The 25238-nt window shown below is 69.7% G+C and carries 22 protein-coding genes; 13 read left to right on the top strand and 9 right to left on the bottom strand.

The window, feature by feature from the left end; all coding sequences use genetic code 11:
• The first annotated feature begins 9 nt into the window (after nucleotides 1-9).
• From ACG83_RS29695 to ACG83_RS29685, 3 genes are all read left to right on the top strand, one after another.
• Complete coding sequence (locus ACG83_RS29695; RefSeq protein ID WP_054569527.1) at nucleotides 10-894, top strand: hypothetical protein; 885 nt, start codon at nucleotides 10-12, stop codon at nucleotides 892-894.
• Nucleotides 891-4460 (top strand): WD40 repeat domain-containing protein, encoded by a 3570-nt coding sequence (locus ACG83_RS29690; protein WP_054569526.1) that lies wholly within the window; start codon nucleotides 891-893, stop codon nucleotides 4458-4460. The genes ACG83_RS29695 and ACG83_RS29690 overlap by 4 nt, the downstream gene beginning before the upstream one ends.
• Before the next feature lie 344 nt (nucleotides 4461-4804).
• On the top strand, nucleotides 4805-6250 hold the full coding sequence (locus tag ACG83_RS29685; RefSeq protein WP_054569525.1) for a lamin tail domain-containing protein: 1446 nt from the start codon (nucleotides 4805-4807) through the stop codon (nucleotides 6248-6250).
• 200 nt (nucleotides 6251-6450) lie between these two features.
• Here ACG83_RS29685 and ACG83_RS29680 read toward each other — a convergent pair whose 3' ends face one another.
• Nucleotides 6451-6879, bottom strand: a complete 429-nt coding sequence (locus tag ACG83_RS29680) for a hypothetical protein (RefSeq protein ID WP_054569524.1) — start codon at nucleotides 6877-6879, stop codon at nucleotides 6451-6453.
• A gap of 268 nt (nucleotides 6880-7147) precedes the next feature.
• Between ACG83_RS29680 and ACG83_RS29675 the strand changes: the two genes are divergently transcribed.
• The 3 genes from ACG83_RS29675 to ACG83_RS29665 are packed head-to-tail and all read left to right on the top strand — an operon-like array spanning nucleotide 7148 to nucleotide 8619.
• Nucleotides 7148-7489, top strand: a complete 342-nt coding sequence (locus ACG83_RS29675) for a helix-turn-helix transcriptional regulator (protein ID WP_054569523.1) — start codon at nucleotides 7148-7150, stop codon at nucleotides 7487-7489.
• 3 nt (nucleotides 7490-7492) lie between these two features.
• Nucleotides 7493-7999 carry an SRPBCC family protein gene (locus ACG83_RS29670; protein ID WP_054569522.1) on the top strand — a complete coding sequence of 169 codons (507 nt, stop codon included), beginning with the start codon at nucleotides 7493-7495 and terminating at the stop codon, nucleotides 7997-7999.
• A complete protein-coding gene (locus tag ACG83_RS29665) occupies nucleotides 7999-8619 on the top strand; it encodes a dihydrofolate reductase family protein (protein WP_054569521.1) in 621 nt (206 codons plus the stop codon). Before ACG83_RS29670 ends, ACG83_RS29665 begins: the two co-directional genes overlap by 1 nt.
• 43 nt (nucleotides 8620-8662) lie before the next feature.
• On the opposite strand, the gene ACG83_RS46205 is transcribed toward ACG83_RS29665, so the two are convergent.
• The gene (locus tag ACG83_RS46205) at nucleotides 8663-9364 is read right to left on the bottom strand and encodes a TetR/AcrR family transcriptional regulator (RefSeq protein WP_054569520.1); all 702 of its coding nucleotides are present in this window, start codon (nucleotides 9362-9364) and stop codon (nucleotides 8663-8665) included.
• A gap of 18 nt (nucleotides 9365-9382) precedes the next feature.
• On the opposite strand from ACG83_RS46205, the gene ACG83_RS29655 reads away from it, so the two are divergent.
• Nucleotides 9383-10135, top strand: coding sequence for a class I SAM-dependent methyltransferase (locus ACG83_RS29655; protein ID WP_054569519.1), 753 nt, complete (start codon nucleotides 9383-9385; stop codon nucleotides 10133-10135).
• Entirely contained in the window at nucleotides 10132-10587 is a 456-nt protein-coding gene (locus ACG83_RS29650) for a nitroreductase family deazaflavin-dependent oxidoreductase (RefSeq protein WP_054569518.1), read from the top strand. Before ACG83_RS29655 ends, ACG83_RS29650 begins: the two co-directional genes overlap by 4 nt.
• A gap of 117 nt (nucleotides 10588-10704) precedes the next feature.
• Here the strand turns inward: ACG83_RS29650 and ACG83_RS29645 are convergent, their stop codons facing one another.
• The 3 genes from ACG83_RS29645 to ACG83_RS29635 form a co-directional block, all read right to left on the bottom strand.
• Nucleotides 10705-11049, bottom strand: coding sequence for a VOC family protein (locus ACG83_RS29645; protein ID WP_054569517.1), 345 nt, complete (start codon nucleotides 11047-11049; stop codon nucleotides 10705-10707).
• 77 nt (nucleotides 11050-11126) lie between these two features.
• Nucleotides 11127-11978 carry a class I SAM-dependent methyltransferase gene (locus ACG83_RS29640; protein ID WP_083473696.1) on the bottom strand — a complete coding sequence of 284 codons (852 nt, stop codon included), beginning with the start codon at nucleotides 11976-11978 and terminating at the stop codon, nucleotides 11127-11129.
• A 22-nt stretch (nucleotides 11979-12000) separates the two neighbouring features.
• A complete protein-coding gene (locus tag ACG83_RS29635; RefSeq protein WP_054569515.1) occupies nucleotides 12001-13053 on the bottom strand; it encodes a hypothetical protein in 1053 nt (350 codons plus the stop codon).
• A 236-nt stretch (nucleotides 13054-13289) separates the two neighbouring features.
• Between ACG83_RS29635 and ACG83_RS29630 the strand changes: the two genes are divergently transcribed.
• From ACG83_RS29630 to ACG83_RS29615, 4 genes are all read left to right on the top strand, one after another.
• Nucleotides 13290-14774, top strand: coding sequence for an ATP-binding protein (locus ACG83_RS29630; protein WP_083473662.1), 1485 nt, complete (start codon nucleotides 13290-13292; stop codon nucleotides 14772-14774).
• A 419-nt stretch (nucleotides 14775-15193) separates the two neighbouring features.
• Nucleotides 15194-16507: a winged helix-turn-helix domain-containing protein gene (locus ACG83_RS29625; RefSeq protein ID WP_054569514.1), complete on the top strand. Its 1314-nt coding sequence runs from the start codon at nucleotides 15194-15196 to the stop codon at nucleotides 16505-16507.
• A 505-nt stretch (nucleotides 16508-17012) separates the two neighbouring features.
• Complete coding sequence (locus ACG83_RS29620) at nucleotides 17013-17516, top strand: hemerythrin domain-containing protein (RefSeq protein ID WP_054569513.1); 504 nt, start codon at nucleotides 17013-17015, stop codon at nucleotides 17514-17516.
• A gap of 61 nt (nucleotides 17517-17577) precedes the next feature.
• Nucleotides 17578-18600: a putative zinc-binding metallopeptidase gene (locus ACG83_RS29615; protein WP_054569512.1), complete on the top strand. Its 1023-nt coding sequence runs from the start codon at nucleotides 17578-17580 to the stop codon at nucleotides 18598-18600.
• 292 nt (nucleotides 18601-18892) lie between these two features.
• On the opposite strand, the gene ACG83_RS29610 is transcribed toward ACG83_RS29615, so the two are convergent.
• Nucleotides 18893-19504, bottom strand: a complete 612-nt coding sequence (locus tag ACG83_RS29610) for a class I SAM-dependent methyltransferase (RefSeq protein WP_054569511.1) — start codon at nucleotides 19502-19504, stop codon at nucleotides 18893-18895.
• A 278-nt stretch (nucleotides 19505-19782) separates the two neighbouring features.
• Here ACG83_RS29610 and ACG83_RS29605 point away from each other — a divergent pair, with 278 nt between their 5' ends.
• Nucleotides 19783-20022, top strand: a complete 240-nt coding sequence (locus ACG83_RS29605; protein WP_131831086.1) for a hypothetical protein — start codon at nucleotides 19783-19785, stop codon at nucleotides 20020-20022.
• Between the two features lie 28 nt (nucleotides 20023-20050).
• Here ACG83_RS29605 and ACG83_RS29600 read toward each other — a convergent pair whose 3' ends face one another.
• The 3 genes from ACG83_RS29600 to ACG83_RS29590 all read right to left on the bottom strand — a co-directional run bounded on the left by ACG83_RS29600 (nucleotide 20051) and on the right by ACG83_RS29590 (nucleotide 25032).
• Nucleotides 20051-20527, bottom strand: coding sequence for a ferritin-like domain-containing protein (locus ACG83_RS29600; protein ID WP_054569509.1), 477 nt, complete (start codon nucleotides 20525-20527; stop codon nucleotides 20051-20053).
• Nucleotides 20528-20639: 112 nt separating this feature from the next.
• Nucleotides 20640-22703 carry a PQQ-binding-like beta-propeller repeat protein gene (locus tag ACG83_RS29595; protein ID WP_054569508.1) on the bottom strand — a complete coding sequence of 688 codons (2064 nt, stop codon included), beginning with the start codon at nucleotides 22701-22703 and terminating at the stop codon, nucleotides 20640-20642.
• A 277-nt stretch (nucleotides 22704-22980) separates the two neighbouring features.
• Nucleotides 22981-25032, bottom strand: coding sequence for a DNA/RNA non-specific endonuclease (locus ACG83_RS29590; RefSeq protein ID WP_054569507.1), 2052 nt, complete (start codon nucleotides 25030-25032; stop codon nucleotides 22981-22983).
• Nucleotides 25033-25238 lie beyond the last annotated feature (206 nt).

Here is a 25238-nt window from a genome sequence, read left to right as displayed (position 1 = left end):
TGACACGCCATGGGGGACGGTGTTCGTGATGGAAGAGCATCCGGCGGCACTGGCGGGCTGAGCCCGGGGCAGTACAGGAGCATTGACCTTCGATCACTCCTGGCCTGGCGGCTTCCGCCCGAGGGATGGGACCTTCTGGACGTCCTCCTCGACAGCGCCACCGTCGAGGGGCGTCGCGCGGACCAGGCGACCATCGACCTGCTGTGGCGAGAACTGACGTCGATCCAGGAGGCCAGACGGCTCGGCGACGACCAGGGCTCGGAGCCTCCGCGCCGGGTACGGGAACGGCTCGGTGTACCGGTCGTCATCCGGATTCCCGAGGGCCGCGACGTACGGTCGGACGGGGACGGCGCGCCGGCACTCCGGCCGGAGCCCGACGAGTTCCGGCGGGTGCTCCCGAGGTCCGCGCGCCAGCTGCTGGGCCGGTTCACCTTCGACCGGGGAACGATCTCCTTCGCCGACACTGACGAGCCGGGCGACCACCAGGACCAGACCGAGGAGTTCGACGTCGGCGGGATTCCCGTCGTGGTCCGGACCGTCGGGCGCCGCGCGGTCTCGGTCGCCGCCGCGACCCAGACCGCCGGTCCGGGTCAGGTGCTCGAGCTTCGGATCGGAGCCGACTCGGACCCCGAGCGCTATTTCCTCCCCGTACACGTCGACCAGCCGGGCGGGCCGTGGACCGCCAGCCTTGAGGTACCGGCCGACGGCGCCGTCCTGGAATACGCCCTCATCGGCCCGTTCCCCGCCGAAGCGCTGACCGAGGCGGACGGCGACGCCGTGCGCGCCTCCGTCCGTGCCGCCACAAAGGCGGCCAAAGACGCCTGGTACCTCATCGCGCAGGCACGGCCGGTGGGAGACCCGATCCGCAATGTCGTCAGGGACGGGCTGCGGTGACGGACCCACGTCGGCGGGCCGCCTGGGCGGAGGCCGACCTGACGTCGCTGCGGGTCCGTCTGACCCGAGCGCCGCAGCAGTGGCTCGCTCTCTGCGCCGCCGGCACCGCAGACCCGGACAGGGCCCGCGCGCTGCTGGCCCCCGGCGACGACGCGACGCGGGCGCTCGCCGACTCGCCGCGCCAGTGGCCCACCAGGGCCACTGGTCGCGTCCCACCAACGGGTCGCGGCGGCGACGTCCTCGACGATCTGGACGACCTGCGACCCCGCGAGTCGTTCGACCTGTCGGCCGCGGCGGCCGTGGCCGCCGTCGCGGCATCGCTCGCCGGCGTCACAACGCCCGCACCCGCGATCCGCGCCGCCAGCACGCACTGGCAGCGTGCCTGTCTGCCGGGCTTCGACAGCAGCGCGGGTCTTCCCGAGGCGGTCGTCGCTCGCATCGCGGGTGCCAGCCCGGGCTGGCCGGACAGTCTGGGTGAGTCCGACGACGTGCCGCTGCGAGGCTTCCTCGCGCTGCTGGCGCTCCAACTGGTCGGCCATCCGCCCGCCGTGCGGCACGAGGTCGAGCTCAGTGTGCTGTTCGACCGCCGCCACGACGGCGGCAGCGGCCTGCTGCGCCTGCGGCTGCGCAGTGGCGGGCCTGCCGGGCTGTACCCGGACCCCGCCCAGATGTGCTTCCTGCTCGCCGACACGTCGTTCACGGAGGCCGTCGGCCGAGCCTGGACGGGGTCTGCGCTGCGCACCGCCGGCCACTGTGTGACATGGTCGATCACGGACATCGACGAGCCCTGCCTTGACCTGGTCGGGGGATCGCTGGGAGCGGCCTTCGCGGTCGCCCTGGACGAGCTGAACCGACGCCACACCTGGGCGCGCCGGCTGCGCCACGCGCTGTCGCGACGCCTGAGCGCCCGGTGCGCTGTCACCGGTGCCGTGGACGCCTACGCCGACCGCCTCGGCGAGGTTCACGGCCACGCCGCGAAGCTCCAGGCGGCCCGCGAGATCAAGGTGCGCCGGGTCGTCGTGCCACAGCCGTCACTCGCGGACTTCGCCAGACACCATCATGACGACGACCCGTTCGAGCTGAGGGCCGCGCAGACTGTTCGCGAAGCCGCCCATCATGCCCGAACGAGGTTGCAGACGCGGCTTGTCGTCATCGCCGCGGTAAGCGTTCTCGTCGTCGTGGCCGGCGCCGCTCTCGGGGCCTACGCCCGTGCCTGGGCCGGGGAACGGCGGGCCAGGCAGGACACCGAGCAGGCCAGGCAGGAGGCGACCAGCAGGAAGCTCCGCGCAGTCGCCGAGGACCTGCTCGCGCAGGCGGACGACCGGCGCGCCGACGACCCGCTCGGGGCGCTGCGGCGGGCCATCGTCGCAGACCGGATCGCGGCCGTTCCGGAGGCACGGGCCAGCATCGTCAACACGGTGCTGGCGACCGGCGTCGCCGGCTTGCTGACCGGGCACGAGGACGCGGTGACGACGGCGGCGTTCGCGCCAGACGGCACCGTCCTGGCGACCGGCGACTCGGACGGCACGGTTCTCCTGTGGGACGTGACCGACCCAGGCGCCGGCGGCGTCCGTCTGAGCGAACCGCTCGCGCACGACAGGTCCGTCGGGGCGATGGCGTTCTCACCCGACAGCAGAACCCTCGCCGTGTCGGACGCCGGCCAAACCGTACTGTGGGACATAACCGACCGAGACGCACCAAGACGGCTCGGTACGCCGCTGGCGAGCGGTGGCGGCTACGCGGTGCCTGTGGTCGAGTTCTCCTCCGACGGCAGGTTTCTCGTGACCGCTGACTTCTGGCCCTCCGTTGTCGGGAACGGCGTCGTCACCCCGCCCCGTTACGGCGTCCAGCTGTGGGACATGACCGACCGGGCGAGCCCCCGGCCGGTCAGTCGCCTCGACAGCGGGCACACCTCGCCTCTGGCGGTGACCGCCTTCGTGGCGGGTGGAGTGCTGCTCACCGTCTCGACCGACGCCGAGATCGTGCGCTGGGACCTGAGCGACCCTGCCAGGCCCCGTAAGCTGTCCGCGGGCCCCATCGGTCCCATCGGACGGAGCGGGATCAGGGACGGCCGGACCGCAGAGCTGGCTCTCTCCCCGGATCGCGCGACCGCCGCCGTGGCAGCCACTGACGACACGGTCACTCTCTGGGACATCAGTGACTCGGCGAATCCGCGTCGGCTGTCCGAGCCGCGAGCCGCTGAGCCGGGCAATGTCGAAACCCTGGCCTTCTCCCCGGACGGCAACACGCTTGCCCTCGGCGCTCTCGGCCGGGCGATGCTGTGGGACGTGTCCGACCCGGCCAAACCGGTCCCCGACCGAGAACTCAGCCCGGGCGCAGAGGCCGGCGTGTGGGCGGTGGTGTTCTCCCCGGACGGCTCTCTTCTCGCCACCGGGCTGGGCGGACACGAAGGGACGACCTACCTGTGGGACGTCACCGGTGGCGCCCCGTCCCGTCTCGGCGAGCCACTCGTCGGTCACACCACGTCGGCCCGGTCGGTCGCCTTCTCGCCCGACGGCACGGCCCTGGCGACTGCGGGCGACGACGGCGCCATCGAGTTGTGGGACATCCACGACCGCATGCGGCCCACGCGCACCGGCGCGCCGTTTCTCGGTCATGGAATTCTCGTCAACGACAACGTGGTTCCACGAGCAGCCGAGGACGTCGCGTTCTCGCCAGACGGCACCACCCTCGCCACCTCGGGCGACGACGGAACGGTCGCGCTGTGGGATCTGACCAGCCAGGAGCAGCCCGCCTTTCTCGGCGAACTGGCGGTGGGCGGCGAGAACTCCGTCGTGTCGGCGGTGGCCTTCTCCCCGACCGGCACCACGATCGCCGCCGCCGGACCGAACGGGCTGTGGGACGTGGCCGATCCCAGCCGTCCCACGTTTCTCGGACGCACTTTTGTGGACCAGCAGGGGCCGCTGGTGGACGTCGAGTTCTCGCCGAACGGCAGACTGCTCGCGACGGGGACCGACGCCGGTACCGGGACGGGGGCTGGCCAGCTGGTGCTGTGGGACCTGGCCGACCCCCGCCACCCCACCATCGTCGGCGAACCGGTCCTCGGCCATCTCGGACCGGTATGGACCGTCGCGTTCGCCCCGGACGGCGCGACCCTTGCCGTCGCGGACGACCTCACGACGGTCGTGCTGTGGGACGTCACCGATCCCGTCCACCCACGCCGGCTAGGGGAGCCGCTGACCGGTCACGCTGACACCGTGCACTCCATGGCGTACTCGCCAGACGGAACAGCGCTGGCCACCGCCAGCGTCGACGGCACCGTCCTGCTGTGGGACGTCACCGATCGAAGCCATCCGGTCCGCCTCGGCGAGTCGCTGCACGGTCACGACGGACCGGTATGGTCGGTGGCTTTCTCCCCAGACGGTGCGACGCTTGCGAGCGCCGGCGACGACGGCGCCACGCTCCTGTGGGACATGACCGAACTCGACGCGATCCGTGCCGGGACGGTCGAGCGGGCATGCCGGATCGTGGGTGGCGGCCTCACCCCCGAGGAATGGGCCGTCTTCGTCCCCGACCTGCCTTACCAGCCGACCTGTAACAGTTGACACACCGACAGGCGCAGGACAGCGGCGTGTGAGGGGTGCGCGGTGGGCGGCCGCGACGCGCAGTGCCTGTTGCAGGTCGTCGCTGGCGACGGCGGTGTGTGCCGATTGAGGCGATGCCGACGAGGTCGCGCCGGCGCGTGTTCGCGGTTCCTCGTTCGGCGGCGGTCGCGAGCTTCTCGGCCGCCTGGTCTATCGGTCCGGCAGGCGAATGTTCGCCCACCCATGGCTGAACGTTTGCGGCAATCGCGATGTGCCCCCAGGTCGGGTCGGGACACTTTCCTCGGCCCGCCGACAGCAGAGTCGCGGGCCAGTTTCGCACGCCGACTCAGAGGGGTTTCTTTTCGATGAAACTCAGGCTCCGCGCGCTCCTGGGGATCTTGGCCGCTGCCGCCGTGACGCTGGCGACGCTTACCATCACCCCGGCGGCGAATGCCGCCTCGGTTCCGTCGCAGGGATCGGCGACACTGCTCGACGTCGGCAACTGGAACGTCGAATGGTTCGGTGCGACGGGCTACGGCCCGACCAACGAGGCGCTTCAACAGCAGAACGTCCGCGACGTCATGGCGGGCGCCGACATGGATGTGTGGGGCCTCTCCGAGGTTGTCAGCACCTCGGCGTTCAACACACTCGTGGCCGGCATGCCCGGGTACACCGGGGTCGTGGCCAACGACCCGATCGTGACGAACGGCGCGCAGTACTACTCGGACTTCAGCAACACCGAGCAGAAGGTCGCCCTGGTCTGGCGCTCCAGCATTGCCACCCTGGTGAGCGCGAAGGTCATCCTGACCAGCCAGAACAGCAACTTCGCCGGCCGCCCGCCGGTGGAGTTCACATTGCGCGGCACGTTCGACGGTGTCACCCGTGACCTCGTCTTCATCGTCCTGCACGCGAAGGCCGGGTCCACCCAGGACGCGTGGAACCTGCGCAACCCCGCGTCGCAGGCTCTCAAGTCCTACCTCGACACGACCTACCCCACCCAGAACGTCTTCGTCATCGGTGACTGGAACGACGACGTCGACACCTCCATCACCTCCGGGAACGCTTCGCCCTACGCCAACTTCGTGAACGACACGGCGCGCTACACGTTCCCGACGCGGGCCCTTTCGCTGGCGGGCGTGGCGTCGACGGCGAGCTACTCGGACTTCATCGACCACCAGCTCAACACCAACGAGGTGCAGGCGAAGTACGTCGCCGGCTCGGCGAAGGCCTTCCAGCCCCAGGCCTATGTCTCGAACTACGCGACGACGACCAGCGACCACTACCCGGTGCTGGCTCGCTACAACTACGTCATCGGCGGTGACGGTGGCGGCGGTGGTGGCACACCCGCCGACGTCATCATCAACGAGGTGCTGGCCAACGAACCGGGCAGCGACACCGCCGGCGAGGCCGTCGAGCTCGTGAACACCGGTGGCACGGCGATCAGCATCGCCGGCTGGACCGTCCGGGACTCGTCGGCACTGCGGCACACGTTCGCCGCCGGTACGACGCTGCAGCCCGGCAAGGCGATCACCGTGTTCGGCGCGAGCTCCGCGATCCCCGGCGGGATCGTGGCGGTGGCGGCCAGCACCGGCGGCCTCAACCTGTCCAACAGCGGTGACCAGGTGATCCTGCGGGATTCGGCCGGAACGACGGTCCAGTCGCTGAGCTACACCTCGAGCCAGGTGAACTCCGACGGTGTGTCCCTCAACCGAAGCCCTGACGGCTCGGCGACCGGCGCCTGGGTCAAGCACAACACCATCAGCTCGCTGTCCAGCTCACCCGGCCAGCGCGCCGACGGAACGGTGTACTGAGCCCGGATTCTCCGGCGTGACCTCGAAATGATCGCTTAGCGGGACTGCGAGGGGCCTCGACAACGTTGTCGAGGCCCCTCTTCATGGTTCCGCTCGATCGGCCCCGTCCTCGGTCAGATCTTCCAGACCTGGCAGGCAACCGGACGCCGTCCGCCCGCCGGGCACGGGGAGCGGACGGCGTCGTTCACCGACCCTGCGGGTCAGCCGCTGACGGAGGTGAACAGGTTCCCGTACCCGAGAAACCCGTAGATGGTGGTGTTCGCCGGCGCCTCGTCGGAACACCATCCCCCGTCGGGGCCGGCCACGATCGTGCTCGTCTGCCCGTACTCGTATCCACTTGGCGTGGCGTAGGCGAAACCGTTCACCGGTGACCGGGGGACGGTGGAGATGTTCCGGAAACGGACCATCTTCGTCCCGCTGGTCGTGTTCTGCAGCACCTGTACCTGGATGCCGGCGTCCAGGACGGGATTCCCGGACCACGACCGCGGGTTCTTGGAGACGGTGACCGACCAGCCGGGGAGGCTGGCAGCCCCCGAACAGGTTCCCGACGCGTGCGCGGGAGATGTGAGCACGACGGACGACAGCGCGAAGAACAGGGCTGCGACGACGACGGCAGCACGTGGACGCATGACTTTTCCCCTCCTGCGGAGATCCTGCGCGTGCAGGGACCGGGAGCTGCGGAAACAGGCCATACGTCCGTCCGACCTCGCCCGAGGCGGCCCCGGAACCGCCTCCTGCCTCGTGGGGTCGAGGTCGCGCGCATGACATCGGATCATCACGATCCGCATCAAGCATGAACGGTCCGGGCGCCCGACGCACGCAAAGCACCACGGGCGGCACCCGCGGCACACCGTGCCCCGGGTTGACGCATTCCGATATGGGAATATGAGGTCGACCGTGGCGCGAGCAGCGACGACGTCGGACGTCTTCAACGCGATCGCCGAGCCGCAGCGCCGGCAGATCCTGGTGCTGCTGCGGGCGGGTGAGCGGCCGGTGACGGAGGTGGCCCAGGAACTGGGGATGACCCAACCGGGAGCGTCCAAGCACCTGAGGGTGCTCCGGGAGGTCGGGCTGGTGCGGGACCGCAGGGTGGGCAAGCAGCGCCTGTACGGCCTCGACGCCCGCGGGCTGCGGCCGGTCCACGAGTGGATCGGCGGGTTCGAGCGGTTCTGGAACGAGAGCTTCGACCGGCTGGACGAATACGTGCAGGACCTCAAGCAGGCAAGGCAGGAGGAGTAGCTGATGAGCACGACGGGACGAGGAGTGCCGGCGCGGTCCGCGACAGCCGACCGCGAGATCGTCATCTCCCGGGTCATCGACGCCCCACGGGAGCTGGTGTTCGAGGCGTTCACCGAGGTGCGGCACCTGTCGCGGTGGTGGGGGCCGGCGGGGTTCACCACGACCACGCGGGCGTTCGAGTTCCGCGTCGGCGCGGAGTGGGACTTCGTGATGCACGGCCCGGACGGGACGGACTACCAGGAGTGGATCTCCTGGACCGAGATCGCCCCGCCGGAGCGGATCGCGCTGCTGCACGGTGAGCGGCGCGGCGACCCGAACGCCTTCGAGTCGGTTCTGACGTTCGAGCCCGCCGGTGCGGCGACCCGGATCGAGATGCGCACGGTGTTCCCCACCAAGGAACTGCGCGACGAGGCGGTCGAGAAGTACCACGCGATCGAGGGCGGCCAGCAGACCCTGGGCAACCTGGCTGCGTACGTCACCGAGATCCTTCGGCAGGGAACGGAGCGCTGATGACCGGGAAGGTGTTCTTCAGCGTTTCGATGTCGCTGGACGGGTTCATCGCGCCCGGGTCCACCGAGGAGCTGATGGGGCAGCAGTGGATGGAACTGCAGCAGTGGGCCTTCCCGTTGCGGTTCTTCCGGGAGAACCTGAAGCTCGGAGACGGTGGTGAGGAAGGCCGCGACAACGACATCGCGCGGGAGACGTTCGAGCGCACCGGCGCGAGCGTCATGGGCAGGCGCATGTTCGATGCCGGCGAGCACGCGTGGCCGGAGGAGGCGCCGTTCCACACGCCGGTCTTCGTCCTGACGCACGAGCGGCGTGACCCCTGGGAGCGGCTGGGTGGGACCACCTTCCACTTCGTCGACGACGGCATCAGGCCCGCGCTCGACCAGGCCCGCGAGGCTGCCGGCGACCGGGATGTCCGCATCGCGGGCGGCGGCGCGGCGATCCTGGAGTATGTGAACGCCGGCCTGGTCGACGAGTTCACGATCGCGCTCTCACCCGTGCTGTTCGGTTCCGGCATCCGCCTGTTCGAGGGCGTGGACGCGGCCCGCGTCGCCCTGGAGCCGGTTCGCGCGGAGACCTCCCCGCGGGTGACGCACCTGACGTACGCAGTCCGGGAGCGGTGACTGCCCCGACCCCATCGCCCTCCCGCCGAGGCCCGCAGCGTTGCTATTGGACGTCGTGCTCGTTTCGCCGCGCCGCATCGACCGTTGGGTCTGGCGCGTGCCGGCTGCCCGCGGGAGCCGGGGTGATGAAGCCGCGGGCGAGTTCGGCCGCCTGCTGTTGCGCCGCCGTTCTCGCCGGCCCCGGGGGAGTCTGGATGACCAGTTCGTGAATGACGGCGAGTACGGCGATCACGAGGGTCCTGGCGCGCAGTTCCGGCGGGCCGGGCGTTTTCCAGCGCCGGAGGTGGATCGCCACTTCGTCGGCAAGCTCGGCGACCAGGGCCTCGGTCATTTCCTGCGTGCGGGGCAGCGGCGGCGCGTTGTTGTAGGTGACGCGGTGTACGGGCGCGTCGTTCACCTCGACCAGCAGCCGGGCGAAGGACGCGGCGAACTCGGCCGGCCCCGGGCGGTCTCGGCGCCAGGCGCGGCACGCGTCTCGAATCATCTCGCCCGCCGCGGCGAGGTGCTCTTCGACCAGCGCGGCGACCAGTGCGTCCTTGTTCGGGAAGTACTGGTACAGCGAGCCGATGGAGACGCCGGCTCGCTCGGCGACGTGGTTGGTCGTCGTCGCCCGGTAGCCCTTTGTGGCCAGAAGCTGAGCAGCGGCTTCCAGAATGGCCTCGACGGTGCGGCGCGAACGTTCCTGCGCGGGGCGTTTTCGCGCCTCCGCGTGCGAGGCCGAATGCGAGTTGTCAGATGTGAGCATTAATCACATTCTAGCTTCATGCCTTCCTCTGGAACCTCCGGAACGACGTCCGCACCCGCGCCCGCAACGGCGTCCTCCTACAGCTCCCGGGTCGTCGCCGTCGGGTACGACGTCCTCAATGGCGTCCTGTGGCTGCCCGGCGGGTCGCGCGTTCTACGACGCCGGTTCGTCGACGACATCGGGGTGAGCGACGGCATGCGTGTGCTCGAACTCGGCTGTGGGTCCGGGCTCGTCACCCGTCACCTGGTCGCCCGAGGTGCCGCGGTGACCGCGATCGACGCCGCCGAGCCGATGCTCGCGCGGGCCCGGCGCCGTGCGTCCGGCGCCGCCTTCGCCACGGCGGACCTTCTCGCCGCGGACGCCCTGCCGGCGGGGCCGTTCGACCGGATCGTGCTGGCGTTCGTGCTGCACGAACTCGACGTCGAGTCCCGGGCGCGGGTTCTGACAAGCGCCCGGGAGAGGCTGGCAGCCGACGGCCTGATCGGGATCCTCGAATGGGGGCTCCCGACGTCCGGACCCGCGGCGGCGGTGTGGCGCACCGTCGTGCGCCGCATCGAGCCTCCGGTCGCCCACGACATGCTGACCGGCGGGCTGGACGGGGCGCTGGAACGGAGCATGCTGCGTACCGTGAGCGACCGGAGATACGCCGGCGGGCGAGCCCGAGGCATCGCGGTGACGCCACACCGCGTCCCGACAGCGGATGCGAGGATCAGCGGTACCGGAGCCGTCGCCGCGATGGCGGCGCCGCCAACTCGTCTGGAGATCGCATGACCGAGACGACTCCCAGCGACAGCCCGATGGACTGGATTGCTGATCACACCCGCCGCTATCTCGACAGCGACGGTGCCGACGGGCACCTCTGGCACGGCATCGACGGCTCGTTCACCCAGGGAGCCCCGACGCTGCTGTTGACGACGCGGGGCCGTCGCAGCGGCAAGCTGCGCCGCACACCCCTGATCTACGGCCGGGACGGGAACGACTACGTCATCGTCGCGTCGAAGGCCGGCTTTCCCGAGCATCCGCTGTGGTATCTGAACCTGCTCGCCCACCCGGAGGTCGAGCTGCAGGTCGGGGCGGAACGGTTCCCAGCGAAGGCACGCGTGGCGGAGCCCGCTGAAAAAGCCCGCTTGTGGCCCACGATGACGGCGCTCTGGCCGGACTACGACGGGTACCAGAGCAGTACGGATCGCGACATCCCGATCGTGCTACTCGAACGGATCTGAGCTGAGCCAAGCCGGGGACGGGGTCCGGGGACGCCTCGACACCAGCCGTCTGGATACCGCGACCTCCGGGCCCGTCAGAGGCCCGGGACATCGACTGGTCAGCCGCAGTCAGTCCAGTCAGTCGCAGACCAGGCAGAACTCGTTGCCTTCTGGATCCGCCATGACCTGGTAGGCGCCCAGATCTGTGGTGACGGTCGTGCCGATCCTGACCGCGCCCTGGCGCACTGCTTCCGTGACGGCGGTGGCGAGTTCGTCGACCTCGATGTCGAGGTGCAGCCGGTTCTTCGCGCGCTTCACGTCGGGGTCCGGCTGAAAGGCAAGGCGGACGAAGCCGGGTGGCTCGACATGTGACCAGCCGAAGGCGCGGTCGACTGGCTCACCGCCGAGCAGCCCGGCCCAGAATCGTACGAGTGAGCTGGGGTCGCGGCAGTCCACGACGATCTGATCGAGACGCGCGTGCATGCACGCCAGCCTAGGTGCGATCCCGCACCTCACGATGAGAGGTAGCAGCAACCGCTCTCGACTCGGCCTGCGCAGGATTATGCTTTCTTGGTAGCCGTGTAGATGTTGTAGTGCCAAGCCTCCTGATGCTTCCACATTTCCACGCCACTCATTGCGTTTACGGCCTTCTCCGTCTTGCCCAACAGGCGCGCGAGGGCGTAGGGGACGCGGCCGAGGAGGGCGAACATGCGCAGCATCGGCAGCATGCGGGCCGTCACGTCATCCACCGACTCGACCTTGAATGACGCCGATTCGAGCAGATCTTCGAGGTCGCCGTGGTTGAGGCGGTGCCAGGCCGGCATCGCGCCCAGCTCGCACACGGCGTCGAACGCAGCCCGCGCGGCAGGCGTCAACCGCGCCTCCGGAGTCCGTGAGTACTCGAACATCACGAGCCGCCCGCCCGGGCGCAGGACCCGGTGGAACTCGGCCAGCACCCGCTCAGGATCAGCGGTGTGCACGAAGGTCTCCATCGTGTAGGCCCCGTCGAATTCTTCGTCCTCGAACCGGGTGAGGTCGTGATAGTCGCATTCGACGAACCTGGTGCGTTCGGTGAGCCCGGCCTTCTCGCTTCGGCGTCGGGCCTCATCGAGATTGAAATCGAGAATATCTATTCCGGTGACATCCAGGCCGAAATGGACCGCCATAGTGCGGGCGACCTCGCCCATCCCGCAGCCGGCGTCGAGCACCCGCGACCCGGTCTCGAGACCGAGGCGTCGTCCGAGTTGATGCTCCATTCGGCGCATCGCCGGTGAGAGTCGCCATCGCGCGTCCTCGGCCTCATACCAGCCGAAGTGCTTTGTGCCGCGCAGTAGATACAGGTAGCCCAGTCGTGACTCCGTGCGGTCGTAGTACCGAAGAACCGCATTTATGCTCTCGTCGCGATCTGGCACCATATGCTCCATCCTGTCGGCGTCATTGTAGCAGGAAGCCGACTACTGACCCGAGGATGGCTGTCGCGTACTGGACGATGAGACCAGTACCGTAGGGGAGGCTGGGTGCCTCGGCGAACATTTCATACGCGGCGCGCGTGCTCGGTGAGTTCTCGCTTACTCGAACTCTCTCGAGGATTTCCATGGCGCGCGCCTCGGACAGTTGGTATGTGTCGCTTCCGGTCAATGCATCCATCATGCTGAGGCGGAAGCGCCGGATGATTGTGAAGAGCATGAACTGCGTGAACGCGCCGACCCACAGAGATAGCCCGAGTAGTAGTCCGTAAAGGTAGGGCAGGTATCTGCCGAGTGTTGGTGCCTTGTCGAACAGGCCTGGTAAGGTGACGGTGAATGCCGCGAGTGCGAGGAATATGGCGGAGTATGCATAGCCTTCCGAGAGTGTCCTGACTCCCGGTGTACGTGCTGGATCGTTCCAGCGAAGACTTAGGTCGGCGCACTTCCTCATGAAGATTGCCATGATCGGTGGGACTATCAGCCAGTAGCTCACGTTACCGAGAAAGGACATGCTCCACACGAGGTTGACGGTGATTGCTATATTCCGCGCGGTGTGGCTGTCCTGTGTTAGCAGGATGATGACGGGGATCGCTGCCGCCGCGACGGGAAGAGTGGCCTGCCAGATACCGTAGCCGCGCAATACCGGGGAGACGATCCGATCGCGGTGCGCGCTGCTGCGGATCAGATCGTCAACGGTACTGAGCCGCTGGAGCGGAAAGCTCCAGGCCAGCGAGGCCGCGCCGAGCATGCCGCCGTTCACCGTGCCGAGTAATGCGAGGAGTAGCAGATCATCGCTGGACAGGCCCCAAGTCCCCCCGACCGCCGTCGACGCTACCGCGACAGTGAGGAGCCCGGGGCCATAGGACAACACCATCAAACGGAGAATGGCCCACGGACTCCGGATGGCGGTCCGGCCTGGGTCGCGATTCCCGCGGACAAGGAAGATGGCGTAGATGCGGCGAAACCCCAGGAGCCATGCGTCGGAGAACCCCGACCACGAGTCGCCGGCGTCACCCGACATGATCGCTGTCCATCGCGATCCGGTCCCTTCAAGGCAGCCCGGCGGATCACATCGGTGCCACGCTACTAGCGAGGGCCCGCGAGCGTGGTCGAAACCTTACTGTCCGCCGCCGCGAGCGACGCCGGTGCGCCGGACGCTCGCAGGAGGCGGGCCGCGCGGGCGCGGGGCCTCCAGGGATCTAGAAGTACACTTCTTAGAAGTACGGTTCTAGCTTTTCGTGAGCGGTGGTGAGGGATGTGATCGAGAAGCCTGCGCACGTGTTCGACCGCGACTTCGAGTGGGGCCACCTGGCTCGCTTCGCGGCCCGTGCGGGCGGGCCCGCGCAGCTCGGGGTGGTCAGCGGGCGGCGGCGGCAGGGTAAGACGTTCCTGCTGGAGGCACTGGCCCGCCAGAGCGGTGGGCTCTATTTCGGTGCCACCGAGGCGACCGAGACCGAGTCGAGGGCGTTGTTCGGCGAGGCGCTCGCGGAGGCGACCTGGCTGCCGGCGCCGCCGCGGTTCGCAACCTGGGACGAGGCCGTTCGGTACCTGTTCTCGGTAGGTGCGGCCCTCCCGGGTCCGGTGGTGATCGACGAGTTCCCCTACCTGAGCGCGGCGTCGCCGGCGCTGCCGTCGATCCTGCAGCGGGAGCTCGACCGCGCCGCATCGGCAGCCCAGCGAGGCGAGCCGGGACTGTCCCTGTTGCTGTGTGGCTCGGCGCTGTCGGTGATGGGCCGGCTGCTGGCCGGTAGCGCGCCGCTGCGCGGCCGGGCGAACCTGGAGATCGTGGTCCGCCCGTTCGAGTACCCGCTGGCGGCCCGCTTCTGGGGCATCACGGATCCGCGGCTGGCGGTCGCACAGCACGCCGTCGTCGGCGGTACCCCGGCGTATCGCAGGTTCGTCAACGACGACGTCCCCGCAGGTCCGGGCGACTTCGACGACTGGGTGTTGCGCACGGTTCTCAACCCGGGCAGCCCGCTGTTCCGGGAGGCACGCTACCTCCTCGACGAGGAGGCCGGCGTCCGCGATACGGCGATGTACCACTCGGTGCTCGCGGCTGTCGCCGGCGGTTCCAACACCCGCGGCGGCATCGCGAGCTACGTCGGCCGGAAGACCACCGACATCTCCCACCATCTGGGCGTCCTGGAGGACTGTGGGCTGCTCCGCCGGGAGGAGGATCTGTTCCGCCAGGGCCGTGCGGTTTACCGGATCGCCGAGCCGCTGATCGTCTTCTACCAGGTCGTCATGAGGCCCCGCTGGGGCTTCCTGGAGAGTGGGCGGGCCGCCGCGGTCTGGCGTGACGCCCGCCCTCGCTTCTCCGCGCAGGTCCTCGGCCCCCATTTCGAGCAGCTCTGCCGCGACCACGCGGCCTTCGCCCCGCCTGACCTGTTCGGCGAGCTCCCCGGAGAGGTCGGTGCCGGTGTCGTCGCCGACCCCGAGCGCAGGACCCAGATCCAGATCGACGTGGCGGTGCTGGCCCCACAGGTGCCCGGCGAACCGCGCCGCGTCCTGTCCCTCGGCGAGGCGAAATGGGGCGATGTCATGGGCTCCCGCCACGTCGATCGACTCCGCCGCGCCCGCGACCTGCTTGCCGCCCGCGGCTACGACACCCGCGACACGACCCTGACCTGCTACAGCGGCTCCGGCTTCGACCGGTCGGCCACCGCCTCCGCGGCAGACCGTACCGCGGCCATCACCCTCGACCAGCTCTACGAGGAGCCCTCCCCACCTCACGGCGCGTGACGCATGAAGCCCCGCCCACGAGCGCGCGGATGTCGGTGTGATCGTGGCAGGGCGCGCCTCGAGCGGGATGGTCATCCGGCAGACGCTGGACCATCTGTGGCACGGCTCCGGTGCCGGCGGGTGACGTCGGCCATCAGCGGAACTGGACCAAACCGCTGCATCGTGCGGAATCGTCATGCGTCGAGGCCGGGTGGCGGCGTCCTGTCGGTACCCGGTCGTACGGTGCGGCTGTGACAGTTCGGGGTGATTGCGCGGCGGCAGGCGACTCGGCTGGTGAACCCACTGTGCCCGCTGTGCCTGTGGCGCCTCCACCAGTGGCATCGGGCCAGAGTCCGGCCGCGGCACCGCCCGGGGCGCGAGGGCCGCTGCCAGCCCAGGCGCCGGGTCCGGTGGTGCCGCCGGGCCCGCGGGCGCGCCGGGTGAGGCCCGAACAGCTCAGCGCCGCGCAGGCCCGCCGGCTCGCGCTTGCCGCCCAGGGCTTCGGGCGGCCCCGGCCCGCCGGGTCGGCCGGGCGCCGCCACCTGCCCGGGCTGCTGGACCGCGTCGGCCTGCTCCAGATCGATTCGGTGAACGTGCTGGCCAGGTCGCACTACCTGCCGGGCTGGTCGCGCCTCGGGCCGTATCCGCGGGCCGCCCTGGACGACTACGTCCACCGGGAGCGTCGCGCGTTCGAGTACTGGGCGCACGAGGCGTCCGTGGTGCCGGTCGCCTGGCAGCCGCTGCTGCGGTGGCGAGCCGAGGCGGCCCTGGCAGGCGTTGGGATGTGGCGAGGCGTCGCGGCCTTCGGGCGGGAACGCGCCGACTACGTCGCGGCGGCACTCGCCGAGGTGACCCGACGTGGGCCGATCACCGCGGCCGAGCTGCCCGGCCCAGGCCGTGCCGGCGGCTCCTGGTGGGGGTGGACGGACGGCAAGCGTGCGCTGGAGTACCTGTTCTGGACCGGGCAGGTGTGCGCGGCCGGGCGCCGGGCGACCTTCGAGCGCGTCTACGACCTGCCCGAGCGGGTGCTGCCCGCCGACGTGCTCGCCGTGCCCACACCGGAGCCGGCCCAGGCGCACCGCGCTCTGCTGCTGCACGCGGCGGACCGGCTGGGCGTGGCCACCGCCGGTGACCTCGCCGACTACTTCCGGCTCCCGGCCAGGTTGGCCCGGCCTCGGCTGGCCGAGCTTGTCGAGTCGGGTGACCTGCTGCCGGTGCGGGTGGAGGGCTGGTCGTCACCGGCCTACCTGCGCCCTGGGCTCGTCATACCGCGCCGAGTCGACGCCGCCGCACTGCTGTCACCGTTCGATTCGCTGATATGGGAGCGTTCGCGGACCAGGCGGCTGTTCGGCATGGAGGTGAAGCTCGAGGTCTACACGCCGGCACCGCGCCGTCGCTACGGCTACTACGTGCTGCCGTTCCTGCTGGGTGACCGGCTCGTCGCCCGGGTCGACCTGAAAGCCGACCGGGCCGCCGGTGTCCTGCGGGTTCTCGCCGCCTGGGCACATGATCCCACCGAACCAGCCGAACTCGCCGCCGGTGCGCCGGCGGCGGCCCCTGTGGTGGCGAGCGCCCCGGCGCCGCCGGCCGGCGGGCAGCCGTCGTCGGCGGTGGTGGTCGAGGCGCTCGCCACCGAGCTGCTCGGCGTGTCGTCCTGGCTGGAACTTGGCCCGGTCGAGGTGACCGCACGGGGCACTCTCGCAGGCCCGCTGCGCCGCGCCTTGGCTGCGTCTCCGGCCGCGCGAGGTGGATGATCGGCTTGGTCAGTCGAGGCCCTGGCTGCGTGCCCACCCCGTTCCTTCACCCGCGGTCTCGAGCTTGACCACGCGGCTGTCGACGCCGCTCTCACCCTGCACCTAGGCCGGGTCGTAGAAGGGCCGCTCCAAAGCCCGCACGAGATCGGCAGCGACTCGGCTGTCAGCCGGCGGGCCGTCCGCTCCGGCCTGGATCGGCGGTTGCCGGTCGGGAGGGTTGAGTGGCCGATCAGAGGGGACAGAAGCCGGCATACCGTCGATCGGAGAGGAATCACCATGAAACTTCTGGAACGTCTCAAGGGCGACATACGGCGAGCCCGGTTGCGTCGTCGTCGGCGTACCGAGCACCCGGACCGTAACCCGCGCTACTGAGGGCGCAGACAGGTCTGAGGAGTCCGGGATCAGCCGTTCAGCCAAGCCCGGAGGCGTTTGCGGCGTGATCGCGGATGTTAGCGATGATCTCAAGGTAGTCGAGGATCTCGACCTATATGAGGTGGCGAGATGAATGGCTGACATCGTGGATCTGATCTATGCCGATCACGATTGGCTGCGGCGCCATTTTCTGTATCTGGACTATGCGACCAGCAATGCCGAGCTGAAGGCGGTGTGGGAGGTACTGGCGACCCGTCTGGACACCCATGCCGAGGCGGAGGAGACGGTGTTCTACCCGGCTCTGCTGAAGAAGGGGGAGGCCGGTGAGCCGGAAGACGAGACCGAGGACGCGATCGAGGACCACAACAAGATCCGCGCCGCTGTCGCCGACGCTCGTTCGCACGGCGTCGGAAGCAGGGCCTGGTTCGAGGCGGTGGGCAGGGCCCGGACGGAGAACGGAGAGCATCTGGACGAGGAGGAGCGCGAGGCGTTCCCGGATTTCATCAAGAGCACCGGGCCTGAGTTGCGCCACGAGTTGGCGATGCGATGGCTGCGGTTCTACGCCGAGCACCAGGCCGGGGCTGGGGTGAACACGGAAAGCAGGGATGCCGCGCGCTACATCGAGGTGAACAGCTGACCGGCCGGGGCTGTGGCGTTCGGCCGCCGACGCCGGGCGGACCTGAGGAGGAAAGGCCTCGATGCGTGAATTTCTCTGCCCCAGCTGTGGGCAGCGGCTGACGTTCGAGAACTCGCTGTGCCTGGGCTGCCGGAGCACCGTCGGCTTCGACCCCGAAACGCGCTCGTTCGCCGTCCTGACGCCGGAGGGGGTGCGTGCCGAGGGCTCCGGCGATTCCAGGTGCGCGAACCGCGAGATCGCCGTCTGTAACTGGCTCGCTCCGGTCGGGCGGTCGTCCGGGCTGTGTGTGTCGTGCGCGCTCACCCGCACGCGCCCCGCGGACGCCGATTTCCGTGCGCTGCCGGCCTTCGCAGAGGCCGAAACGGCCAAACGGAGACTGATCTTCGAGCTGATCGAGGTGGGCCTGCCGATTCGCGGGCGGGACGTCGATCCTGAGACCGGACTGTGTTTCGACCTGCTCTCCAGCAGCCATGAGCCCGTCGTCACGGGCCATGCCGGCGGGGTGATCACCCTGGATCTGGCGGAGGGCGACGACGTGCACCGCGAGCAGCTGAGGGTGTCGATGGGCGAGCCCTATCGCACTCTGCTCGGCCACTTCCGGCATGAGGTCGGTCACTACTACTTCACGATGCTGGCCGAAACCGGAGCCGGCCATGCCCGGTTTGTGGAGCTGTTCGGCGATCCTGACGCCGACTATCAGGCGGCCCTGAACCGCCACTATCAGGAAGGACCTCCGCGCGACTGGCGGCAGACCTACGTCTCCGCATACGCCACCATGCACCCGGCCGAGGACTGGGCCGAGACCTTCGCGCACTACCTGCATGTTCGCGACGCTCTCGACACCGCCGCCGCGTTCGGACTCGCTCCCGCCGCTGCCACGTTGACGACGCCGCTGCCCGGCGCGGTCGGGTTCGGCCGCATCGTCGACCTGTGGCTGCCGCTCGCGTGGTCACTCAATATGATCAACAGGTCGATGGGGCGCCCGGACCTCTATCCGTTCGTCCTCCCGGTCCCTGCGCTGGACAAGATGCGCCTCGTGCACGAGCTCGTCACCGCCGGGCGTGACGCCGGGAGTACGGCGTGAGAGATCACTGGACGGCCAGGAGGCAGAGGTCGTCCTCCCGTTTGGCTGGTTTGGCGACGCGGGTGAGGATCCGGTCACAGAGGCCGGTGAGGCTGTCGCACCCGAGTGGACTGTGGTCGGCGACGCCGGCCAGGGTGTCGAGCCGGTTGGTGATCGAGATGTGCCGGCGTTCGGCGAGCCCGTCGGCCGAGGAACGGGCCGTGCACGTCGTCGAGGTAGGTCGATTGATTCCATCAGGGTCGGTCAGTGGCCAGCCGCCGGCGGAGGTGGTGGACAGAGATGACCGGCCTGGTCAGTCGCGTCGAACCGCGACGCCCTCGTAGCCGAAGCCGATGATCTCCGGGCCGATCCGGTAGTTGTCGAGGCTCTCCAACGTCAGCCCGGCCTTCGTGACGAGCTCGTCGATGGGGCGGTCGAGGTGGCAGCCGCCGAACAGCCGGCCCCAGGCCGGGGTGAGCCGTGTCTGCCAGCGGGCGACCCGCGCCCGCGGAGACCGGCCGTGCTCGGTGAAATGCAGTGTCCCCTGGGGCCGCAGGACGCGATGGACCTCCCGCAGCGCCCGGTCGACGTCGGGGATCGTGCACAGCGTCCAGGTGACCAGCACGTGGTCGACCGAGGCGTCGGCCAGGTCCAGCCGCTGCCCGTCCCGGCCGACGAACTCGACCGGTACAGCCGTCGTGGCGATTCGCCGCCGCGCGAGCCGCTGGCCGGTTGCCGCCGGCTCGACCGCCAGCAGCCGGGTGACCTGCGCCGGCAGGTGCGGCAGGTTGCGCCCCGAGCCGAAGCCGATCTCCAGTACTTCCCCGCTCAGCCCGGCGGCCGCCCGGGCCCGTGCCGGGTCGACCATTCGCCCGAGCACCACGTCGATGATTCGTGGCAGCACCTGGTCCTCGTAGAAACCCACACCCGCTCCTTACCCGGATCGCCGTCGGCCGGATCAGTGCTCATGTGGTAACAGCAGGCGGCGGGCCGGCGCAAGGCTGCTCGTGAGCGGGATGCACCGCGCTCTCGCTGTGGGCACCGGTCGCGCTGGCGGCGCGGACCAGCGCGGCGATGCCTCGGGAGCGGGAGTGCTCGTGCCAGGCGATGGTGAGTGTCGCCGGCGGGGCGTCGGTGATCGGCACGTAGGTGATGCGTGGCCGCGGGTAGCGGGTGGCGATCGAGTGCGGCAGAACCGTGGTGGTGACCTGGAGGGCGACGAGGGCGAGGAGCCGCGGCAGGTCGGCGAACGATCGAATCGATGTCGCCAGCTACGTGCTCGACCGCAAGCCCGCGCGTCTGGCCGACCTCGCGGGAGACCTCGCCAGCGGCGCCGTCCACCCCGTCATCGGTGCGGAGATCGACCTCGCGGACGCCGCGAAGCCGACTCCGGTCGCGATCGCCGGCGCTCGAGGTAAGACCGTCATCCGTGTCCGTGGCTGAACGGGTGCGAGCCGGCTTCGGCCGGTCGCTACCGGTCTACGTTGAGAAGGGCGCTTGCGCGCGTCAGTCGGTCGGCGTGCTCTGAATCCTCACGGCCGTTGATCTGGAGCAGGTGCGCGATCTCCGGGTCGGGTTCGGCGCTGGCCCACCGCTGGTAGTCGGCGTCGCCGCCCCGTTCGCCGCGCGCGATCGCGGCCAGCAACGCCGCGTCCACCGGGGGCGGCACACCGAGGGGATATCCGCCGTCCATGTCCGCGGAAGGCTGGTAAGAGCGCCCCAGTCTGATCGTGAGGGCCTGTTGGATCCGCCTGGCATGGCCCAACTCCCCGCGGCCGTTACGGCGGAGGAATTCGGCCACCTCTTCGTTCTGGATGCTGTCGGCCAGCTGAAAGTAGAACAGCCCGGAGGTCGTTTCCAGCTTGTAGAGGATCTCAAGCTCTCGGACGTCCAGGTGATCAAGCGCCGAAAGAGACCGGGCGGCCTCCCTGAAGCCGTTCTCGCTCATTCTTCGCTGCCTCCTCGGTGACCCGGAGCACGCACGGGCTGACGAGTCACGTCCGCCGCGCGGCGCCGCTCGGTCGATGATCCCGTCGTCGCCTTCGCGTGCCCTTACGCCGTCAGGCGCCGAAGCAGAGCGCGGCGATCGCTGCCTGGTCCAACAGCTTCGACGGGCTGATGCCGTCGAGGCAATGGTCGGCACGCTGCTCGGCGTCCATCCGGACGACCCGCTGCGGCCGTACCCAGGGGCCACGACGGGTCGACACCAGGCCCGGCCTGGCGGCCCTGACCGGCGTGGCGGCCGAGATCGTTCTGGCACTGGCGGGCGCCCAGGCCAGGGCCGGGGAACCAGAACCTGTTCCCACGCTCGCCTCGGTCGTGCCGCTCGCCTGCGTCGCCGCAGCGCCTGCGCCGCCGCCGGCGTCGGGCGCCTCGTCGGTCAGTGACTGGGCGGCGACGGCCTCGAACCAGTTGAGGTTGAAACCATGCCGACCCGCCGGCACGTACAGCCGCAGCCGGTGCACGCCGGCCGGCAGCGCCACGCCGACGTTGACGGTCTGCCAGCTCTGCCATCCGCCGGTGTCGGGGACGTCCACCGTCGCCAGCACGCCCACCCCGGCCAGCTGCACCTCAAGACCGGGATCGGGCACTGGTGCGGGCATCGTGGTGTAGTTCGACGCCACCTGGAACGACAGCTGGTACGTCCCGGCGGACGCGATCTCGACCGGGTAGTCCATCACCGCACCGCCGCTCGGCAGGTAGCCCACCAGCAGGCCACCGCCGACGTCCTGGGCCGCGGTGGTGAACACCGGTGAGGTCGACGACTCCGCCTCGACCCGCCCGGGCAGTGCCGAGAGCGGCGCCGGGCCGTACGCCGCGACGTAGGAGTCGGTGTCGTAGCCGGCGCTCACCACCTGGCCGCCGGCGACGGCGAGCGTGTCCGGGAAGGGCCGCATCGAGGTCATCGACAGCGGTCGGCCGTCCGACGCGGCGAACGCGCAGAGGAACGACACCCGGTCGATCCGCGGGTAGCTGCATTGGGCGTAGATGACGTCGTTCGCGACGGCGACCGAACCGATGATGTTCAGGTCGCCCAGTTCCGCCACCCAGTGGGCGACGCCGGAGACGCCGTCCACCCGGTACAGCCGGTCGCTCTCGTCCGGCTGGTACTCCGACGCCTCCCGGGTGAAGAAGACCAGATCGTCACCGATTGCCGCCATGTTCGTCGGGATCTGGCCGCGATCGGCTCCATGGCCGTAGCTCAGCGAGAGCTTGTTGCCCACGTTCACGTCGAACGCCGTGAAGTCGGAGGCGATCGTGCCGGTCCCGGGGACGAAGAACTCCGGGGTCCACACGTGGATCCGGCCGGCGGCGACCGTGGCCTCCACGTAGGGCACGGCCCGGCCGTCCTGCGGCCGCAGTGGCGTCGACCAGACCAGTGCGCCGGTGGCCCCGTCCCGTTCGCAGATCGAGGTCCTGCCTTCGCAGAGGACGAACACCTGACCGGCCGGGCCGTAGGTGGAGGCCGCGAGGAGATCGACGTCCGGTTCGGTGACCGTCCACAGCGCGGCGCCGGTCCCCAGGGTGAAACCGCGCAGCTCGGACGTCCCGATCGACAGGAACACCCGGCCGCCGTCGACCCGGAGCCGCGACGGCGTCCCGAGCGCGAAGGTGAACGGCGTCGTCCAGGCCGGCGCGCCGGTCACGGCGTCGAAGGCCGCGACGCCGGCCGCCGGGTTGGCACCGGCGATCGTCACCACGACCAGCCCGTCGGCGGCGGCGACTGACTGCGGCAGGGTCACGCCTGCCGTGCCTACGGCCCGCGTCCACCGCACCGCCCCGTCGGAGCGCTGCCGTGCGACCAGCGACGTGCTGTTCTCCACGGAGTACATGAGGTCGCCCGCCAGCACGCCGGGCAGGTCGGGCTTGATTCCGGTGGACGGGAAGGTGAGTTCCCAGTTCCGGGTGAGTCCGGCCGCGACCCTGGAGGTGTCGAGCACCGAGGCGGCGGGGTTGTTCGCGGTGTTGCCGCCGTCGTGGTGCGACTGCCCCCAGTCGCCCCCGGGTACGGCCTGGGCGGCCCCGCCGGGCAGCAGTACCGCGGCGAGCGCGGCCGAGATCAGCGCCGCCACGATGTGGGCGGAGCGACGCCGGGCGGGAGAACCCGGGAGCCTTCTGAACACGTCGACTCCCTGCTCGGACCTGCGCGATCAGGACGCTGAGCAACCTATCGAATACATTCCGCCGCGATAAATACCACGAAGGTGGTAAATCGTCGGACTGGCGCGAGGGCTCGCCTCGCGCAGCCGACCCGAGCCGACCCGAGCCGACCCGACGAGGTCCCCGACGTCGCCCCGGCGGTCGACATCAACCGCGCCGACGCCCGCGATCGCGATCACCCCGGCCCTGACTCCGGGCGGCCGCCCCACAGGCGAAGGGCGGCCGCGAGAACAATCTCCGTCAAAGGGCGATCTGGTGAAGGTCGGTGATCTCCCGGGCGGCCTCGGTTGTTTCCAGCCGATCCAGGGGATCGGCCTCGGTGAGGGTGCCGAAGGAGAGCCGTGTGAGTGCCGCGATGCGCCGAAGGGGTACCTGGTAGGTTCTGTAGGCTCCGTAGGAGAAGGTCTCCGGTGTGATTTCCAGGCCGCGTATCAGGTCGGCCTGGCTGAGGAGATAGCCGGTGGCCGACAGCCTGCCAGCCGCCGTGACCATGACGGCGACCTTCCAGAACTGCCGGGGCAGCTGCACGCCCCGGTAGGAGTCGTCGTCGGCGGCGAGGACGGGACCGGCGAAGACGTTCACCTTGAAGTTCCGGTTGTCCGCGTTCTCCAGGATGTAGTCCTCCAGCCCCAGCCAGGTGGTTTTGTTCTGGTTGAAGTCGGCGTGCTGCGGTGTGCAGTTGGTGAAGTGGAAGGTGTCGTCGTTCGCCAGCTTGGCCTGGGTTCGGCTGGCCCCCCAGACGGGATCGAGGCGGCGGACGAGGTGGCCGCGGTCCAGTGGGTTGTTGCGGTAGACCTCCTCGCCGGTTTGCTCGTCCGCTGGCACGCGTGGGTCGAACGACCAGTGGTCCTGGTCGCGGGGCAGCCGGACCGCGCTACCGCCGTCGATGTTCACCGCGGTGAAGAACGCCAGCCGGCGTTGCCGGTTCAGCACGACGCTGAAGTGGTGGTAGGGCAGCACGTATGCGGGCCTCTGCCCGAGGGGACGCCGGTTGATCGCCGCCAACGGCACCAGGTCCGGGTGCAGGGCAGGCAGCGCGACCCGGTTGCCGCCTCCCAGGAAGTCCTCGTCGTAGCCATGCCGGCTCGTGTAGTCCGGGTCGATCCGGATCGCTTCCTCGGCGGGCGGAGAAAGGACCGGGCCGGCGAGGTCGCCGTGCAGCTGGACGTTGAACGACGGCACCGTGAGCGTCACTGACTGCTGGATTCTGCTCGCCTCGGGGACCAGCATCGGTCCGACAGCGGGTGCTCCTCCGAAGACCGGTATCACGACTTCTACCGCGGAAGCCGGTCCGCCGCGGCCGTCGAAGAGGCGGTCGACGAGTGGCTGTTGCATCGAGGGGAAGGACTGGTCGCGCAGGGACGCGAGCAGCCGGCTGATGCGAATTCCCTCGTTCAGGATGCCGCCGAGCTCTCCATGGTCCGGCGCCGGCACGGAGGCGTGGTGCAGCGCGACGATTTCCCACTGGTCGTTGAACACCGGCGACCCTGATGATCCAGGTTCCGTGTCGGTCTCGTAGTGCATGAACAGGTCAAGCACGTCCACGATCCGGTTCTCCCGCAGCGCGATCTGCTTCTTGCCGCCGCCGGGATGCTGAATGATCGTGACGAAGTCCCCGACGATTGCCTTGCCCTCCGCCGTGACCAGCCGGTTGAATCCGAACTGATTCAGCTCGGCCGGGGTCGCCCGCAGCGCGACCAGCGCGAAGTCCATCGCCTCGTCCGCGCAGAAGAACCGGTCCGGGTCAAACGCGAACTCCATCGGTGCCGCTGGCTGGCCGCCAGGCGCGTCCTGGAAGCCGAACTGGACACTGCTCAACCCGGCTGTCCGGGTGTCGCCGAGAACATGGTGGTTCGTCAGGAGAAGTTCGGGGGAGACCATGCTCCCGGTGCCGAAGCCGACCTCCCGGCCCCGGGCGTCCCGAATGACGATCCGGCCCACCGCCCGCGCGGCGGCGACGCCGTTCTCCAGATAGTCGACCCCGAGCAGGTCATTCGTCAGAATGATCTTCTCCAGGGCGACGCCCGCCTCCGCGATGGCCGCCGGATCCTCGGCGCCTATCGCGGCCGGACTGACCGACCGCGCAGCCGGGTGATATCTGGCCAGCCGCTCGATCCGGGCCGCCACCCGGGTCGGGTCGTCCGCCCGCGCGACCCCGCCTGGCTCCTGCAGCACGGAGATTTTCCCCCGGCGTGGTTCGGTCCTGTCCGCCGCCCGTGCCGCGAGCGCTGCCTCCTGCTCGGCGAGAAGTGCTGCCGCCCGTTCGGTTCGTGCACTGTCTACCGACACCATCGGTACCTCCCCGATTGCCCCCCGATCTACTGCCACGGCCTCGACACCGGTGTCTTGCGCCTCATTCCCGCAATGCGGCCGGCTGACCCCACACGCCGGCGCCAGGCTGCTCGGAAATGCGACGGCCTCGGCGAAAGGCCTGATACTCAGGCGTCCGGGCACGCCGACCGCACGAAGATCGCAGCGGTCCGGCTGACGAGTCGGAG

The sequence above is a fragment of the Frankia sp. R43 genome (assembly GCF_001306465.1).
Lineage (GTDB): Bacteria > Actinomycetota > Actinomycetes > Frankiales > Frankiaceae > Parafrankia > Parafrankia irregularis.
This window is presented reverse-complemented; position numbering and strand designations above follow the sequence as displayed.